Source organism: Paenibacillus sp. MCAF9, assembly GCF_052114265.1.
GTDB lineage: Bacteria > Bacillota > Bacilli > Paenibacillales > Paenibacillaceae > Pristimantibacillus.
In genome coordinates, this window is sequence record NZ_JBFREL010000028.1 from 65,264 (window position 1) to 80,546 (window position 15,283).

The 15,283-nt window shown below is 45.5% G+C and carries 15 protein-coding genes and 1 pseudogene; 2 read left to right on the forward strand and 14 right to left on the reverse strand.

Going from position 1 to position 15,283, the window contains the following annotated elements; all coding sequences use genetic code 11:
* Positions 1-131 precede the first annotated feature (131 nt).
* From secF to AB4Z45_RS26665, 3 genes are all read right to left on the reverse strand, one after another.
* Positions 132-1,046: a protein translocase subunit SecF gene (gene secF, locus AB4Z45_RS26655; protein WP_441912582.1), complete on the reverse strand. Its 915-nt coding sequence runs from the start codon at positions 1,044-1,046 to the stop codon at positions 132-134.
* Complete coding sequence (gene secD, locus AB4Z45_RS26660; protein WP_441912583.1) at positions 1,036-2,268, reverse strand: protein translocase subunit SecD; 1,233 nt, start codon at positions 2,266-2,268, stop codon at positions 1,036-1,038. Before secD ends, secF begins: the two co-directional genes overlap by 11 nt.
* Positions 2,269-2,350: 82 nt before the next feature.
* Entirely contained in the window at positions 2,351-2,590 is a 240-nt protein-coding gene (locus AB4Z45_RS26665) for a post-transcriptional regulator (protein WP_076270832.1), read from the reverse strand.
* A 222-nt stretch (positions 2,591-2,812) separates the two neighbouring features.
* On the opposite strand from AB4Z45_RS26665, the gene spoVB reads away from it, so the two are divergent.
* The gene (spoVB, locus tag AB4Z45_RS26670; RefSeq protein WP_441912584.1) at positions 2,813-4,390 is read left to right on the forward strand and encodes a stage V sporulation protein B; all 1,578 of its coding nucleotides are present in this window, start codon (positions 2,813-2,815) and stop codon (positions 4,388-4,390) included.
* 58 nt (positions 4,391-4,448) lie between these two features.
* Here spoVB and AB4Z45_RS26675 read toward each other — a convergent pair whose 3' ends face one another.
* Entirely contained in the window at positions 4,449-5,168 is a 720-nt protein-coding gene (locus AB4Z45_RS26675; protein WP_441912590.1) for a YetF domain-containing protein, read from the reverse strand.
* Positions 5,169-5,427: 259 nt separating this feature from the next.
* Here AB4Z45_RS26675 and AB4Z45_RS26680 point away from each other — a divergent pair, with 259 nt between their 5' ends.
* Positions 5,428-5,823: a TIGR04086 family membrane protein gene (locus AB4Z45_RS26680; RefSeq protein ID WP_441912585.1), complete on the forward strand. Its 396-nt coding sequence runs from the start codon at positions 5,428-5,430 to the stop codon at positions 5,821-5,823.
* A 58-nt stretch (positions 5,824-5,881) separates the two neighbouring features.
* Here the strand turns inward: AB4Z45_RS26680 and yajC are convergent, their stop codons facing one another.
* From yajC to AB4Z45_RS26730, 10 genes and pseudogenes are all read right to left on the reverse strand, one after another.
* Positions 5,882-6,199 (reverse strand): preprotein translocase subunit YajC, encoded by a 318-nt coding sequence (yajC, locus tag AB4Z45_RS26685; RefSeq protein ID WP_441912586.1) that lies wholly within the window; start codon positions 6,197-6,199, stop codon positions 5,882-5,884.
* A gap of 14 nt (positions 6,200-6,213) precedes the next feature.
* Positions 6,214-7,347, reverse strand: a complete 1,134-nt coding sequence (gene tgt, locus AB4Z45_RS26690; RefSeq protein WP_179089915.1) for a tRNA guanosine(34) transglycosylase Tgt — start codon at positions 7,345-7,347, stop codon at positions 6,214-6,216.
* Positions 7,348-7,369: 22 nt separating this feature from the next.
* Entirely contained in the window at positions 7,370-8,416 is a 1,047-nt protein-coding gene (gene queA / locus AB4Z45_RS26695) for a tRNA preQ1(34) S-adenosylmethionine ribosyltransferase-isomerase QueA (RefSeq protein ID WP_441912587.1), read from the reverse strand.
* A 10-nt stretch (positions 8,417-8,426) separates the two neighbouring features.
* Positions 8,427-10,547, reverse strand: coding sequence for a SpoIID/LytB domain-containing protein (locus tag AB4Z45_RS26700; RefSeq protein ID WP_441912588.1), 2,121 nt, complete (start codon positions 10,545-10,547; stop codon positions 8,427-8,429).
* Entirely contained in the window at positions 10,537-11,004 is a 468-nt protein-coding gene (locus AB4Z45_RS26705) for a thiol-disulfide oxidoreductase DCC family protein (RefSeq protein WP_441875797.1), read from the reverse strand. Before AB4Z45_RS26705 ends, AB4Z45_RS26700 begins: the two co-directional genes overlap by 11 nt.
* A 6-nt stretch (positions 11,005-11,010) precedes the next feature.
* Positions 11,011-12,012, reverse strand: coding sequence for a Holliday junction branch migration DNA helicase RuvB (ruvB, locus tag AB4Z45_RS26710; protein ID WP_076270841.1), 1,002 nt, complete (start codon positions 12,010-12,012; stop codon positions 11,011-11,013).
* A 19-nt stretch (positions 12,013-12,031) separates the two neighbouring features.
* Positions 12,032-12,667: a Holliday junction branch migration protein RuvA gene (ruvA, locus tag AB4Z45_RS26715; protein WP_054027250.1), complete on the reverse strand. Its 636-nt coding sequence runs from the start codon at positions 12,665-12,667 to the stop codon at positions 12,032-12,034.
* Entirely contained in the window at positions 12,664-13,167 is a 504-nt protein-coding gene (gene ruvC, locus AB4Z45_RS26720; protein WP_076270842.1) for a crossover junction endodeoxyribonuclease RuvC, read from the reverse strand. The genes ruvA and ruvC overlap by 4 nt, the downstream gene beginning before the upstream one ends.
* Positions 13,168-13,328: 161 nt before the next feature.
* Positions 13,329-13,976: a BofC C-terminal domain-containing protein gene (locus tag AB4Z45_RS26725; protein WP_441912589.1), complete on the reverse strand. Its 648-nt coding sequence runs from the start codon at positions 13,974-13,976 to the stop codon at positions 13,329-13,331.
* Positions 13,977-14,172: 196 nt separating this feature from the next.
* Positions 14,173-15,283, reverse strand: a pseudogene (locus AB4Z45_RS26730) (hypothetical protein); the annotation flags it as partial.

Genomic DNA, 15,283 nt, shown 5'->3' on the forward strand with positions numbered 1-15,283 from the left:
CTTAGGTTTTGCGCATGCAAAACCACTTCGTAAGCATGTACTTAGGTTTTGCGCATGCAAAACCACTTCGTAAGCATGTACTTAGGTTTTGCGCATGCAAAACCACTTCGTAAGCATTCAACTGCTTATAATTAAGCTGTTTTCTTAACAACAGCCTTCGGCTTTTGTCTGCCTTTTAGCATTAGCCATAGCGGGCTCGCGATACAAATGGACGAGTACGCACCGCTTGTAAGACCAATGATTTTTGCTAGGGCAAATAGCTTGATTGACTCGCTTCCGAAGATGAACAAACATACTGCAACGATAAGCACTGCTAATACAGTATAGATATTACGCGCCATTGTTTGCCAAATACTTGCATTAACCATCTCAGCAAGCTGCTCACGGTTTTTATATTGACCAAATCGAAGATTTTCACGAATCCGGTCAAAAATAACGATTTTATCATTGATAGAATAACCGATCGTTGTCAACACCGCCGCAATAAATGGAAGATCAACTTCCAGACGGAATATCGAGAACAACGCGATAACGACAAAGGCGTCATACAAAATCGCAATGTTCGCAGCTAGTGCAAAGCGCCATTCAAAACGAATCATGACATAAATCATAATGGCTACACTGGCAATCAGTACTGCCCAGATCGTTTTGATCCCAAGCTCCTGCGCCATGTCCGGCGATACGACGTTAACCTCAGCCGATACTTGATCACCATACTTCGCTTTAAATAAGTCTTGAATTTCAGTAATTTTGGCTTGTGTAAGCACTTCATCAAAACGAGCCGTTACACGTTCTTCACCTGTACCGCCAACTGTAGGCGTGATGCCTTCGATTCCTGCTTTCACAAGAATTTCTTTCGCGTCCTGCTGGGTAACTGCTTTGCCTACTGAAATATCCATATTCGTACCGGCCTTGAAATCAACACCGAAATTAAGGCTGAAAAAAAGCAAAGACAAGATGCCGATTACGGTTAACGTGATCGAGAACAGAAAGAACTTATTGCGGTTCCCGATGAAATCATAACGAATTTTTGTATTAAAGTTCACGGATTTCTGCCTCCTTCACACCATAGTAGCTTGGTTTTGTAAACAGGTTGCTCTTAATAAGGAGCATAATTAAAAAGCGGGACAAGAAGATGTTTGTCAGCATACTTACCAAAATACTGAAAATCATCGTTAATGCAAAACCACGAATCGCTCCGTTACCGATAAAGTACAATACTGCGCTTGAAATGATGTTCGTAATGTTTGCATCCATAATGGTACGGAATGAGTTTTTCGATCCAGCTTTAAGCGATGAAAGCAAGCTTTTTCCGCTTCGAATCTCTTCCTTTATCCGCTCATACATGATGATATTGGCATCAACCGCCATACCTATACCAAGCACAAAGGCGGCTATACCTGGGAGTGTCAGGGTCGCATTCATTAAATTAAATACTACGATCAAGAGCCATGTATAAGTAATTACTGTAATACCAGCTACAATGCCTGGAATACGGAACAAAATAACAAGGAATATCAAAATAATGACTGTTCCGATAACACCAGCTTCAACGGTGTCTTTCAAGGAAGCAAGTCCAAGTTTAGCGCCAACGCTTTGCGTATATTTCTCAGTCAGCTTGAGAGGCAATGCTCCGAGGTTAATCATATCGGCCATATCTCTCGCTTCATTTACGGTATATTCTCCCGTAATTGTAGCTGATCCACCTGAAATCGGTTCTCTTACGGATGGTCTGGAAAGCTCTTTATCATCTAGATAGATCGCTAAATACGAACCGATCAAACGAGTTGTAATTTCCTCGAATTTTTTCGCATCCTTAAGTTCGATCGTAACAAAAGGTTTGCTTAAGTTGTCATAACCAACACCTGCACCATTTTGCTTAAAATCGCTGCCGTCCAGCTCGATCTTGCCGTCAGGTCCGCGGAACGTTAAATTAATTGGTTTGGCAAGAATGTCTCTTACTTCATTCTCGTTCGCAACACCTGCAAGTCTCAAACGAATGCGGTTTGAGCCTTCAGTTGTAATTTCCGGCTCTACAATACCGAGCTCGTCAATCCGCTTTTCCAAACTTTTTGCCGTTTCCTTTAGTGATTGTGGTGTTACAGCTTCTCCACCTTCAAGCGGCGTAGCTTCGTACAAAACCTCAAATCCGCCTTTCAAATCAAGGCCTAGCCTTACGTCTTTCACTAGCGATGGGCTTGTCCAAGCGATAACGCCAAACATAATGACTACGATCGCAAGGAAGGCAATTATTCTCTTCCCGAACATACGTCTAAATCCCCCTTATGATCTCAATATTCCTATTATACAGACGGGACAAAATCGAGTCAAAAAAAAAGAAACCGTCAATTTAAAATTGGGTTCCTTTGTATGCGCTTATCGTCATGAAATTCATAAATTTCATAACTTTTAAAGATAAAATATCATTTACTAATTCATGTAGTTCGGGCTGTCCCGATTTGTTATATTTCTGGCTAACGCATTCCCAAACTTCTTGACCCGTTACATGTTCGTAGCCAATGAGATGAAATTCCTCCGCTTTGCTGTTGCATAGCTCCTCGATCATACGATTTAATTCTTCGTCTGCCATGCTGCGCCTCCCAAAAGCTTATGACATAAAGCTGTATCCCATCTATTCGCTGTGCCTCTGCCTTTTTCCTGCCCGCTTCACTGCTAATCTATAAATTCACTGACATGGAACTGGACATGCCGCGCATAAAGATGATAGTACATGCTTGTCTAAAGACTTCGACTCCACATCAGTAGAAGGCAGCATTTGGTTATTCCATGATAGAGAAGAGGGTTCATCATAATGACAAAACGATCGGATCAAACAAAGCAAAACTTTATAAAAGGCGCCATGATATTGCTTGCCGCAGGTTTAATTAACAGGCTGCTTGGTTTCATTCCTCGCATTGCACTCCCCCGTATTATGGGGGCAGAGGGTGTAGGATTATACCAGCTGAGCTATCCGTTTCTAACGGTCATGATAACCTTAATCACAGGAGGCATTCCGCTTGCCGTTGCCAAATGGATTGCTGAAGCAGAGTCGCAAGGTGATTCCAAAAGAGTAAAGTATATTTTTCGAACGGCAATGCTCCTCGTTACTTCGCTAGGCGTATTGTTGACCGCTCTCATGCTTCTTTTTGCACCTTGGATAACGAAGCATGTGCTGCCGGATGCCCGCGTATACCGCACCTTTATGGTTATGACACCTATGCTGCTCATTATTGGCATATCTTCGGTTTATCGAGGTTACTTCCAAGGCAAACAGAACATGATTCCTACCGCGGTATCTCAAATCGTAGAAACCTTGCTGCGCATTGTTGCATCGCTATCATTTTCCTTCATGCTCCTGCCCTATGGACTTGAATGGGCAGCTGCTGGCGCTATGCTTGGTGCCGTGCTTGGAGAGATCGGGGGCCTCGCCGTTCTGCTTTGGAAATACTACAGAGACAAATCCCGCATCAAACAAAAAGCTCTTAGTCATCCAAATGAAAAAGCAGGAAAAAACATTCCTGTATTGCGAAAATTACTTAGCTTATCCATTCCCGTTACAGGCAGTCGATTGGTCGGCTCCTTCTCCTACTTGCTGGAATCCATCTTTACCGTCCGAAGTTTAGCAGCGGCAGGAATTACAACAGGCATCGCCACTGCGCAATACGGAGCATTGCAAGGAATGATCATACCGCTGCTTTTATTGCCAACTGCATTAACCTACTCTCTTGCGGTTTCACTGGTACCCTCCTTATCCGAAGCGGCTGCTCGCGGAGATCATGCGTTAATCCACAAACGGCTGCATCAATCGATGAGGCTTGCACTTGTTTCAGGGGCGCCTTTTGTTGTTATTATGGCTTTGTTAGCTGAACCGATTTGCCGTATCGTTTATAACCATGCCGAAATAGCTCCGATGCTCCAGCTCATCGCTCCCGTTGGCATTTTCATCTATCTGCAGGCTCCCCTGCAAGCAGCACTCCAAGCACTAAATAAACCGGGAACGGCATTAATTAACACATTAATTGGTGCGGTGGTCAAGCTATTTCTCATCGTTCAACTTGCATCGAATGCTGATTTTGGAATATACGGTGCTTTAATCGCTATTAATGTCAATATCGTACTCGTCACATTATTGCATGGCATTAGCGTATTGCGGTTCATTGGCTTCCATATGAAAGTGCTTGATTTTGTAAAAGTTGGTACTGCTATGATTATTATGGGAGCTGCCGCTAAGTTTACGATGAATCATGAACCTCTTTCCATGGAATGGGTAAATTTACTTCTTGCATGCGCAGCTGGCGTAATTATTTATTTAATCTTGATGATCGTAATGAAAATTATCGATCGCCACGATATGGCACGTTTACCATTGTTCGGAGCTTGGTTTAAATAACAATGATATGGTCGTCGAATGATAAAAACCGCGGTAAAGAAAGGGATAAGCCCTCTCTTTAACGCGGTTTTTTCTCGTGCGTATCAATAAACAACTTCCCTTTATAGTCAATCGTGCAAAAAAACACGTCCTTAAAATCGAAAACGCCTCTTTCCTGCAAAACATTTTTAAGCCAAAATCTTGTCTTTTCAAGATTTTCCAAGTTTTTGTCCTGCACCTTGCCATCCATAATAAGCGGGACAGGCAATATCTCAAAGCGATATTTCGGTGGAAAAATATTCGTTTGATTGTACTGCTTCAGCTTTTGGTCGGATCGCTCTGATTCCTGATCTTCATTACTGCCCTCTTCAGACTCATCAGCATTTTCCTTGGGTATGACGGACAACTTGCCACTCGTCTCCAAAATCGCAAATTCAACATCCGATACAGCACTGATTTTATTTTCCCGTAACTGCAGCATTAGATCATCCAGATTGTACCGCTGCTTGCGCATAACGTCACTATTCAACTTGCCCTTGTCAATAATTACACTTGGTTTGCCATCAAACAGCAGCCTTAGCTTTCGACTTTTCATCGTCATAAAAGCACTGCCTACTTGAATAATCATCAAAACGACCATCGGTAAAATGCCTTCCCACATCGCCCGTTCCATGTCTTCAATTACAATGACTGCAATCTCTGCAATCATGACTGAAATAACGAGATCAAACACGGAAAGTTTACCGATTTCTCGTTTTCCCATAAAACGCATGATCAGAAATACGACGAAATAAATCATTATCGTCCGGATCAACAGGCCCCAAAATTCCAAAGGAAACCGCCTCCTCGTCTTTATCATTCGAGCTGACGCCAGCTGCGTTTTGTCCGTAAAGCTATTCTGACCTACGCGTTACAACATCATACTCCTGCTGTTTATACGAATATATGGCAATGCGGAATAAGCTGCTTATAAATACATACTGACAAGCTAATTCCTGTACTATTCTACCTAGCTTGACCATATGGATAAGTAATACGTTCATAACGCTGGGGGGAATATGATGAGCTCGGTTAAACAAGCACCTAAGCCGCCTTTAATCGCTTCGCCTTTGCTTGCCGGAGTGCTTTTTTCAATCATTTGGCTAGCAGTAGGCGCATTGCTGCTCTCACTGCTTTTGCATTTTACGGCAATGAAGGAAAGCAGTTTGCCCTCTAACGCCATGCTGGTTCACGGCTTCGCAGCACTGGCGGGGGGCTTTACATCAGGAAGACGCTCGGAGAACAAAGGCTGGTACAATGGCGCACTGCTCGGTTTGCTTTATGGCGTAATCGTTATCATAATCAGCTTCCTTGCATCAAATGCTTCCTTATCCGTTCACAGTGTCCTTCTTCTTGGAGCTGCTCTCCTATCAGGCGCATTTGGCGGAATGATTGGCGTAAATATGAAGAAATGAGCGTTTACAAAAAAAATAAAAAAACGACTGACATGAAATCATGTCAGTCGTTTTTTTATTATTTCTCTAAATCAACCGACGCTGGTGCGGAGTTGATAATTGTATTAATTGCGCTGCGCTCGAATGTCATTTTAGTTGTATCGTTGACACGAATAACAACCGTATCGTCACTCAGCTCAACGACCGTGCCATGCAATCCACCAATTGTTGAAATTTTATCGCCTTTTTTCAATTGGTTAAGCATGCTTGCACGAGTCTTTTGTTTCTTCTGCTGCGGACGGATAAGCAAGAAATAAAAAACCGCAAACATAAGCACAAAAGGCCAAATCATTTGTAGGATATTAGTTGATCCTGCTTCACTTGCTGCTTGCAACATCGAAATCCCTCCTTTCAAAACCCTTTCTCATTATCGAACAGGCCGTAGCTTGTGAAGAAGGAATCCCGGAAATCCAAAAGCCGGTCATCCATGATCGCTTGCCGAACGTCCCGCATGAGTTGTAGCAAGAAATGCAAATTGTGATAAGTCGTTAGCCTCATACCGAACGTCTCATCCGCTTTAATTAAATGCCGGATATAAGCTCTGGAATAATTCGTGCATGTATAGCATGAGCACTCTGGATCCAGAGGACCATAATCCTCAGCGTACTTCGCATTACGGATGACGAGTCTGCCTTGGCTTGTCATGGTTGTCCCATTGCGAGCAATACGCGTTGGCAGAACACAATCGAACATATCAATACCGCGGATAGACCCTTCAATCAATGCATCCGGCGATCCAACTCCCATAAGGTAGCGTGGTTTATTCGCTGGCAAAATGGGAACCGTATAGTCGAGCACATCATACATCAGATGTTTAGGCTCCCCTACACTCAGTCCACCAATAGCATACCCCGGGAAATCCATGGAAGTCAAATCATTTGCGCTTTGAATACGCAAATCTTTGTACATCCCCCCCTGAACGATAGCGAACAGCCCTTGGTCATGCGGTCTTGCGTGAGCCTTAAGGCAGCGCTCTGCCCAACGTGTTGTACGCTCCAACGATTTCTTCACATAGTCATGCTCGGCAGGAAATGGCGGACATTCATCAAATGCCATCATAATATCAGAGCCAAGAGCATTCTGAATTTCCATCGCTACTTCTGGTGAAAGAAATTTTTTGTCGCCATTGAGATGGGAACGAAAGTGTACGCCTTCCTCGGTAATCTTACGCATTTCGCTAAGACTAAAAACTTGGAATCCGCCGCTGTCTGTTAGAATGGGCCGATCCCAGTTCATGAACTTATGCAATCCACCGGCATTTCTTACAATGTCATGTCCCGGTCTTAGGAACAAATGGTAGGTGTTGCTCAAAATAATTTGAGCATCCATCGCTTTCAGTTCTTCTGGAGCCATCGTTTTCACAGTAGCTTGTGTTCCTACCGGCATAAAGGTAGGCGTCTCAATCACACCATGCGGAGTGTGTACACGTCCTAGTCTTGCTCCTGATTGTTTGCATTGTTTGATTAATTCATATTTTACAGCCACAATTCACGCTTCCTATTCCTAATTAGTAAATAAACATGGCATCGCCAAAGCTGAAAAATCGATATTCATGAGCAATCGCTTCTTCATAGGCGTGCATGACAGCATCTCGTCCAGCCAGCGCACTTACAAGCATAACGAGCGTTGACTTTGGTAGATGAAAATTGGTGAGTAATGCATTGACAAGCTTAAACTCGTAACCTGGGAAAATAAAAATAGATGTCCAGCCATTGCAAGCTTCGATTGCTTTTCCTTCAAAGCGTGCAGCAACGGTTTCCAGCGTACGGGATGAGGTTGTCCCTACAGCGATAATACGTGCCCCGCTCCGTTTGGCTTCATTAATTATTGCGGCATTTTGTTCACTCAGCTCATAATACTCTGCATGCATTTCATGATCCTCAACAAGGTCAACGGACATTGGGCGAAATGTGCCTAGTCCAACATGCAGTGTTACGTAGGCGAGCTTAACGCCCTTCGCTTGCAGACGCTTAAGAAATTCCTCTGTAAAATGCAAGCCCGCCGTTGGTGCTGCTGCCGACCCCGCATGTTTGGAATACACGGTTTGATACCGCTCGCGTTCTTCAAGCCTTTCCTTGATATACGGAGGCAATGGCATTTCTCCAAGACGGTCAAGCAGCTCCTGGAATATCCCCTCATATTCAAACCGTATCGTACGTCCGCCCATTTCGCCTTCTTGCTCAACAACAGCGCGCAGCAGCGGATTGCCTGCACCATCATCTCCAAAGGATAAAGCGGTGCCGACCTTTAAACGTTTAGCCGGTTTTCCGAGCGCATCCCAGCTGCCATCCTCGAGCTGCTTCAATAACAACAGCTCAATCTTAGCGCCCGTATCGCTCTTCATCCCCGTCAACCTGGCTGGAATAACTCTAGTGTCATTTAGAACTAGAACGTCTCCAGGCTTAACATACTGCTCTAAATCCGTAAATCTATTGTGGTTCAACTCGCCTGTTTGCTTGTTTAATGCAAGCAATTTCGAGGCCGTTCTGTCAAGCAATGGCGTCTGAGCAATTAAATGTTCCGGCAATTCAAAATCAAACCATTCTACGTTCATATCGATTCAATCATTCCTTAGCGATGGTGACATCTTTGTAGTAGTATTTCAAAATATATTGATAGTCATACCCTTGCTGAGCTAGGCTTAATGCTCCGTATTGCGATAATCCGACCCCGTGTCCGTTGCCAGACCCTACAAAACGGAATGAAGGCTCCTTCGTAGCTGCGCGAATATTACCGCTGCCATCTAATATAAACAAGTTAGCGTTAACCGCCTCTGTTTTTGTACCTCCAGCACTAATCATATAAACAGGATTCGAATCCGACGGCTTCGTACGTGTTGTAGCTCCAGCACCAAGCATAGCAATCTTCGCGGTTTCCTCAATCTGGAACAACGTACTAGGCAAGGACCCTTGTACACCTAGTGCAGCACGATAATCAATTGGATAAGTAACAGTTAGCTTTTGTCCATTTGCTGCAATTTCTGTCGCACGCCCTGAAGCGCCGCGCTGGCTCACTTCGAGTGATTTGAGCGGACCTGAGACGGGAGTTTTCACTTTGCCGTTAATCGTTGTTAACATTTCTTGTGCGCTGTAAGGACCACGTATCCAAGTCATTGAATTGGATTCTACACTTTTATCCAGCACAACGACCCGTGTTCCATTGTCAACCGTTGCAATGACAGGGATCGTATCCTGTATAAGTGGATGCTTGCGCACTTTTGTTCCGTTTGTATTTACTAGCATGATACGACTTCCCGCTGCTGTCGTTTCTCCTGTCTCGGCTAGTAAATCCTCTCTAATATAACCAATAGCTCCGCTAGGGACAACAACGCGGTACCAATTGTTCAAACCTACCTCCGATGAAGCGTCCGGACTTTTGACAGCCTGCATATAAGGAACTGCGTTGCCCCATGCTTCTTTGGCATCAGCCGTAAATCCACCACTGTTGGCTGAATAGATCGCATCAATTGCTTTTCCATTGTACAATGCAACTTCGCCTGCTGTCTCTTCGACGGCAGCAATAGTTGATGGCCGCTCTGAGCCTACACCGTAATAAGCTTGGCTTAAAGTCGTATCCACGACATGTGCGATTTGGAAACCAAATCCTCGATTTAAAGCATAAGTGCGTGCAGCAACCGCTTGTGCCTTAAGTGCTTCGATAGGCCATGTAGGGTACATTTCCACACCTACAACTGAATATAAGTATTGTTCAAATGGAAGTTCATTTACGACTGCCATCCGTCCATTTAATATACTAAGCTCAAATAGTCCTCTATAGCTGCGAGCGCTCCGCTCGTTCAGCTTAATTGGATCATTCCCGATTGGAGATACCGTAACCTTCGTATCGTTGCCAGCAAACATATAGAGCTCAGTACTGCTTTCAGCTTTGGCAGTTACGGTATGATCATTTCTTATGAGCAAGTAAGCCGAACTAGCATCGGCCTCCTTCAACGCAGCTCCGCCTGAAGCATTTGCGGCAGCTGCTTTAACAATTTGCAGCTCAGCAGCTGATACAGCCGCCCCTACCATTACCGAGTAGTACGCTGATCCACTTTGCTGTGAACGAATAGCAACATAGGCATCGAGGCCAACTGCTCCGAAGCCGCTTGCTGCTGCTATCGCATCCGCTTTGCTGGTCAAAGGACCGCTCTCCAAATGAAGTGGGCCTTGAACCACCGAGTTCGAGCCTCCAATTAGCTTAGACAGCTCACTATCACCCTTCCACTTCGTTTGTGCAGTCACAGCTTCTGCAGCTGTTTTGTATGTACCTTCAATAACCTGATAGATGATTGCACCATTTTTTGAAAGGGATGTTATAAAAGCAGTACCTTTCAAAGCTTGCAAACGTTTCTGCACAGCTAGAGCTGAAGCAAACGTGGAGCTCTCGTACACTTTGACTTTAAAGCTGTCAACTGCGAATCGAGCTGTAGCTGCTCCATCTACATTAAACCAATTATTGATGCCATCAGGCTGCCTTACACCGATGCTCATTCCACCCGTTGATGAAAATGTGGCAGCTGCTGTCGTATCATCGTATTTCCCAGGCAATTGCATAAACAAAGCAACTCGGATATTGTCGAGCTTTGGCACTGCTGCCTGTGATGGAGAGCCTGTCCAAGCTGTAGCGAGCAGTACAATTGCGATCGTCATGATTAAGTAACGCTTCATATTTCGTTTAATTGACATTCCTGTTGTTCTCCTCCCTCTTCTGCGGCAATTCGCAGCCATTAACGGAACAGCTTTGTTCTGTAGATCCAAACCATTCATATCTTCTTTTGGCTACAAATTTGTACATACGATTTGCTATGCTTCTCATACCAGGTATTCGATATAGTACGGATAGCCAGCGGAAGCCCTTTACCGTTCTTAATATACGGACAATTCCATCCGCACCAGCAAAGAGCTGCCCCTGCTCATCAGCAACATGCATTTTCTCATACAACTCATCAAATTTCAACAAACCAACGGAGGGAATTAGCTGTTCCGTACTGCCTGCTGCCTCCAACTGTTGAATTTGAACATAATGCAAATCCGCTTTAGAATGAAGCTCCTTCAGCTTCGCAATGGAACCCAGGCACAGATTGCAATGGCCATCATAGATAACATAAAGTTTCTCAGCGGCACCATTGGCTCTGGAACTCATGGCGTACTACCTCCCCGGTATTGGTAGACCTAGGTGACGATAGGCGTTTTCCGTAGCAATCCGGCCTCGCGGCGTTCGCTGTAGAAAACCGATTTGCATTAAATACGGCTCATAGACATCCTCAATCGTTTGGCTTTCTTCGCCTATCGTTGCTGCAATTGTATCAAGGCCAACTGGCCTGCCGGCAAAAGTAGTCATCATCGCTTGCAGCATTTTGAAATCGATGAGGTCGAGTCCCATTTTATCTACCTGCAGCAGCTCAAGCGCCGAACGCGCGATATCATGTGTGATCACGCCGTCGCCGCGCACCTGCGCGAAATCACGCACTCGTTTAAGAAGACGATTCGCAATCCGAGGTGTTCCTCGAGACCGCATCGCAATCTCAGAAGCCGCTTCTCCTACAATGCTGACATTCAATATTTCCGCTGTTCTAGCCACGATGAACGCAAGCTCATCCATCGTATAAAATTCTAATCGGCTCACTACGCCAAAACGATCACGAAGCGGTGCTGATAAAAGCCCTGCTCTTGTAGTCGCGCCAATCAAAGTAAAAGGCGGCAAATCGAGTCGAACCGATCGAGCGCTCGGCCCTTTGCCAATCATAATATCGAGTGCAAAGTCTTCCATTGCCGGGTACAATACTTCTTCTACCGTGCGATGAAGGCGATGAATTTCATCAATAAAGAGTACATCGCCTTCCTGCAGGTTCGTGAGCAGTGCAGCAAGATCACCAGGACGTTCAATTGCAGGTCCGGATGTCGTGCGAAGGCTCACTCCGAGCTCATTGGCAATAATGTTCGACAAAGTCGTTTTACCAAGACCCGGAGGACCATACAGCAGTACATGATCAAGCGCTTCTTTGCGCAATTTTGCTGCTTCAATATATATTTTCAAGTTTTCCTTGGCTTTTGTTTGCCCAATATATTCGGCTAAATAACGGGGACGCAAGCTGAGCTCAACTGCCTGATCTTCCATCATCAGGTTGGCGGAAATGATTCTATCATCCATCTGCCTTCATCTCCCTACTTTAACCTTTAAATAGCTGCTGCAAAGCCCGCTTCATCAAAGAATCGACTGATTCCTCCGCCGTAACGCTATGCTGCAATCCATTCCATGCTTTATCAAGCTCCGCTGCTGTGTAGCCCAGCGCAGCAAGCCCTTCCCTTGCTTCCTGCCAAGCGGTGCCTGCGCCTTGACCTGAATGCCTGCTCGATGTGAGATCAAGCGCAACACCTGCTGCAGTCAAAAGACCTCCATCCAGCCCCGCCCCGATCAGCTTGTCCTTTAGATCTAGAATCATCCGCTGTGCGGTTTTTTTACCTATGCCCGGAAGCTTAATGAGAAACGCTATATTTTCCTGCTGAATAGCGGCTATAACCGCATCCGGTCGACCTCCTGACAAAATGCCCAAAGCGACGCGCGGACCAATGCCGGATACCTCCAGCAGCTTGCGGAACAGCGTCTGCTCCTCTCTCGTCTCAAAGCCAAACAACAAAACAGCATCCTCGCGAACGTTATGATGAATATAGACGACGACGGGCTCTTCTTTTTTTGCAAATGCATACGGATTAGGAGTAAATACACGATAGCCGGTATCTCTTACGTCCAGAACGATATATTCGGATTCTAGATGGACGACATTGCCTCTTAAAAAATCGATCATGAACGTTTCACCTCATTTATTTTCTGATTGAGCACGACCGAGTGCGCATGACAGATCGCAACAGCGAGCGCATCGGCAACATCATCGGGCTTCGGCACTGCCGAAAGCTTCAAAAAAACCTTAACCATTTCTTGCACTTGTTTCTTCTCCGCTTTGCCATAACCAACAACCGCCTGCTTTACTTGAAGCGGCGTATATTCGCCAATAGGCAATCCACGCTGCGCAGCAGCCAAAATAATAGCGCCCCTAGCCTGCGCCACATCAAAAGCCGTCGTCACGTTTCGATTAAAAAATAGTTTCTCTATGCCCACAGTATCCGGCTTATATTTATCCATTAAAGCGCCCGCAGACTCGTAAACTTGCAGCAAACGCTGCTCTGAAGGCGTATGAGCTTCCGTCTGAATCGCACCGTATTGCACGGGCGTAAGCTTGTGTCCGATCTTATCTATGAAACCAAATCCAACGATCGCATAACCAGGGTCAATTCCAAGAACGCGCAAACGGTCATCTCCTCAAAATAACTGCTTTCTCCACATACTCACTGAAAGTTGCTTCATCCATTATAGCAAAAGATGGCGTGAATGAGAACGCGCGTTTGATATTTCGGCCTTTAGACATAAAGAAAGGAGACCGCACGATGATGTGCGATCTCCTTTGTCACTTACTCTTGCTGATAGGCTGGGTTCATTACTTTCTGATTTTGCTCAATAGCATAGTCGCTATAGGTGGATAGAACACTATTATATTCTTCCATGTCGGTTATCCGAATCCCTCTGGTAAGCTGGTCCAGCTTATCCTGCGGCAAACTGCTCTCCATATAACGTACGTCCAGCTGGAAAAAGGTTCGAACAACCTTTTCTTTTTTTGGAGCTCCGTCATAAAGTGTAAGATTCCCTTTCTTGTCGACGCCCATATACGCATTCGCTTTACAATGCTCGGACAAATCCTCAATACGCTCTTCAAACTGAACGGTACCCTGTTCTTGATTCAACATGACCTTCCACTCCGGATGTGCAAGCACTAGCTGAACAATCTCCTTACTCATCAATTGACCCAGAAGCTTCGATTCTTCGCCGCACACATATACGAGGCGCAGCTTTGCAGATAGCGCTCCATCAAGCTTCTCAAGCTCTTGAATAACGCTCGTTTGATTCGCTGATGGTTTGGGTGCAGCTGTGACAACATTTTTATTAGCGATAAAGAGCCAACCTGCTAGCAAGCAAAACATAATAACGCCTAACATCCAAACGGGACGCCGCTTTCTCTTTAAACGTTTCTTTAAGTTTTTCCAAAGGCTGAATTCCATCATAGGGAAGACCCCTTCTTTATATTTTTTGATAGTATGCTCCTTAATTACATAAATATTCAAAACGATTTATTTGTAAGAATCCATAGTTTAAGCTGCTTGTCCGATACCTGTTTTTTCAAAAAAATGACTAGCATTATGTATTCATAATAAAGAAAACCCCAAAGGATAGTTGACCTTTGGGGCAGCATGCATTCATTTAACGATTGATCCAAGGCTGATTTCCACGTTTTTTCGGTTTATTAGGCCGTGTGGAAACTGTTCGAATAACTGCTTTTTTGTTCGATTTCTTTGGTACAACTATCTTTGCTGGTTTTTCAATTTGTACGTCAGCCGCCTTTGCGGTGTTTTGATCAGAACGATTTCCTTTGCAGCCGCAATCGTCTTGATTCATATTGCCTACACCGGCTGTTTGAGGCCAACCCTGATTAGATGGAAACGGCTGTGAGTACGGGGAGAAACCAGCTACAGGATAACCATAACCGCCATCATTTTGCACTTGAACCGGCATTACATTCCCATGAACGCCATGACCATAGCCGGAGCCATAACCATATTCAGGCTGCATGCTCGATGGGAAAGCCATCCCTTGGTTCGGCTGTGTTGCAAACGGCGATACCATCCCTTGGTTCGGCTGTGTTGCAAAAGGTGATACCATGCCTTGGTTCGGCTGCGTCGCAAACGGCGATACCATGCCTTGGTTCGGCTGCGTCGCAAACGGCGATACCATGCCTTGGTTCGGCTGCGTCGCAAACGGCGATACCATGCCTTGGTTCGGCTGTGTTGCAAATGGCGATACCATGCCTTGGTTTGGCTGTGTTGCAAACGGCGATACCATGCCTTGGTTTGGCTGTGTTGCAAACGGCGATACTGCACCTTGGTTTGGCTGTGTCGCAAATGGCGATACCGCGCCTTGGTTCGGCTGTGTCGCAAATGGCGATACCGCGCCTTGGTTCGGCTGTGTTGCCAGCGGTGATACACTGCCTTGGTTCGGCTGTGTCGCCAGCGGTGATATACTGCCTTGGTTTGGCTGTGTCGCTTGAGGGGACACCTTACCTTTATTCGGCTGTGTTGCCAGCGGCGATACCATGCTTTGGTTCGGCTGTGTTGCCAGCGGCGATACCATGCCTTGGTTCGACTGTGTTGCCAGCGGTGATACCATGCCTTGGTTCGGCTGTGTTGCCAGCGGYGATACCATGCCTTGGTTCGGCTGTGTTGCCAGCGGCGATACCATGCCTTGGTTCGGCTGTGTTGCCAGCGGCGATACCATGCCTTGGTTCGGCTGTGTTGCCAGCGGCGATACCATGCCT

Bases quoted from the DNA above. Each gene is read 5' to 3' on its own strand.
- AB4Z45_RS26665 (WP_076270832.1), bottom strand. From the start codon at position 2,590: ATGGCAGACGAAGAATTAAATCGTATGATCGAGGAGCTATGCAACAGC.
- ruvA (WP_054027250.1), bottom strand. From the start codon at position 12,667: ATGATCGATTTTTTAAGAGGCAATGTCGTCCATCTAGAATCCGAATAT.
- yajC (WP_441912586.1), bottom strand. From the start codon at position 6,199: ATGTTGCAAGCAGCAAGTGAAGCAGGATCAACTAATATCCTACAAATG.
- spoVB (WP_441912584.1), top strand. From the start codon at position 2,813: ATGACAAAACGATCGGATCAAACAAAGCAAAACTTTATAAAAGGCGCC.
- AB4Z45_RS26725 (WP_441912589.1), bottom strand. From the start codon at position 13,976: ATGATGGAATTCAGCCTTTGGAAAAACTTAAAGAAACGTTTAAAGAGA.
- AB4Z45_RS26680 (WP_441912585.1), top strand. From the start codon at position 5,428: ATGATGAGCTCGGTTAAACAAGCACCTAAGCCGCCTTTAATCGCTTCG.
- AB4Z45_RS26705 (WP_441875797.1), bottom strand. From the start codon at position 11,004: ATGAGTTCCAGAGCCAATGGTGCCGCTGAGAAACTTTATGTTATCTAT.
- AB4Z45_RS26700 (WP_441912588.1), bottom strand. From the start codon at position 10,547: ATGTCAATTAAACGAAATATGAAGCGTTACTTAATCATGACGATCGCA.
- ruvB (WP_076270841.1), bottom strand. From the start codon at position 12,012: ATGGATGATAGAATCATTTCCGCCAACCTGATGATGGAAGATCAGGCA.
- secD (WP_441912583.1), bottom strand. From the start codon at position 2,268: ATGTTCGGGAAGAGAATAATTGCCTTCCTTGCGATCGTAGTCATTATG.
- AB4Z45_RS26675 (WP_441912590.1), bottom strand. From the start codon at position 5,168: ATGATTTATTTCGTCGTATTTCTGATCATGCGTTTTATGGGAAAACGA.
- queA (WP_441912587.1), bottom strand. From the start codon at position 8,416: ATGAACGTAGAATGGTTTGATTTTGAATTGCCGGAACATTTAATTGCT.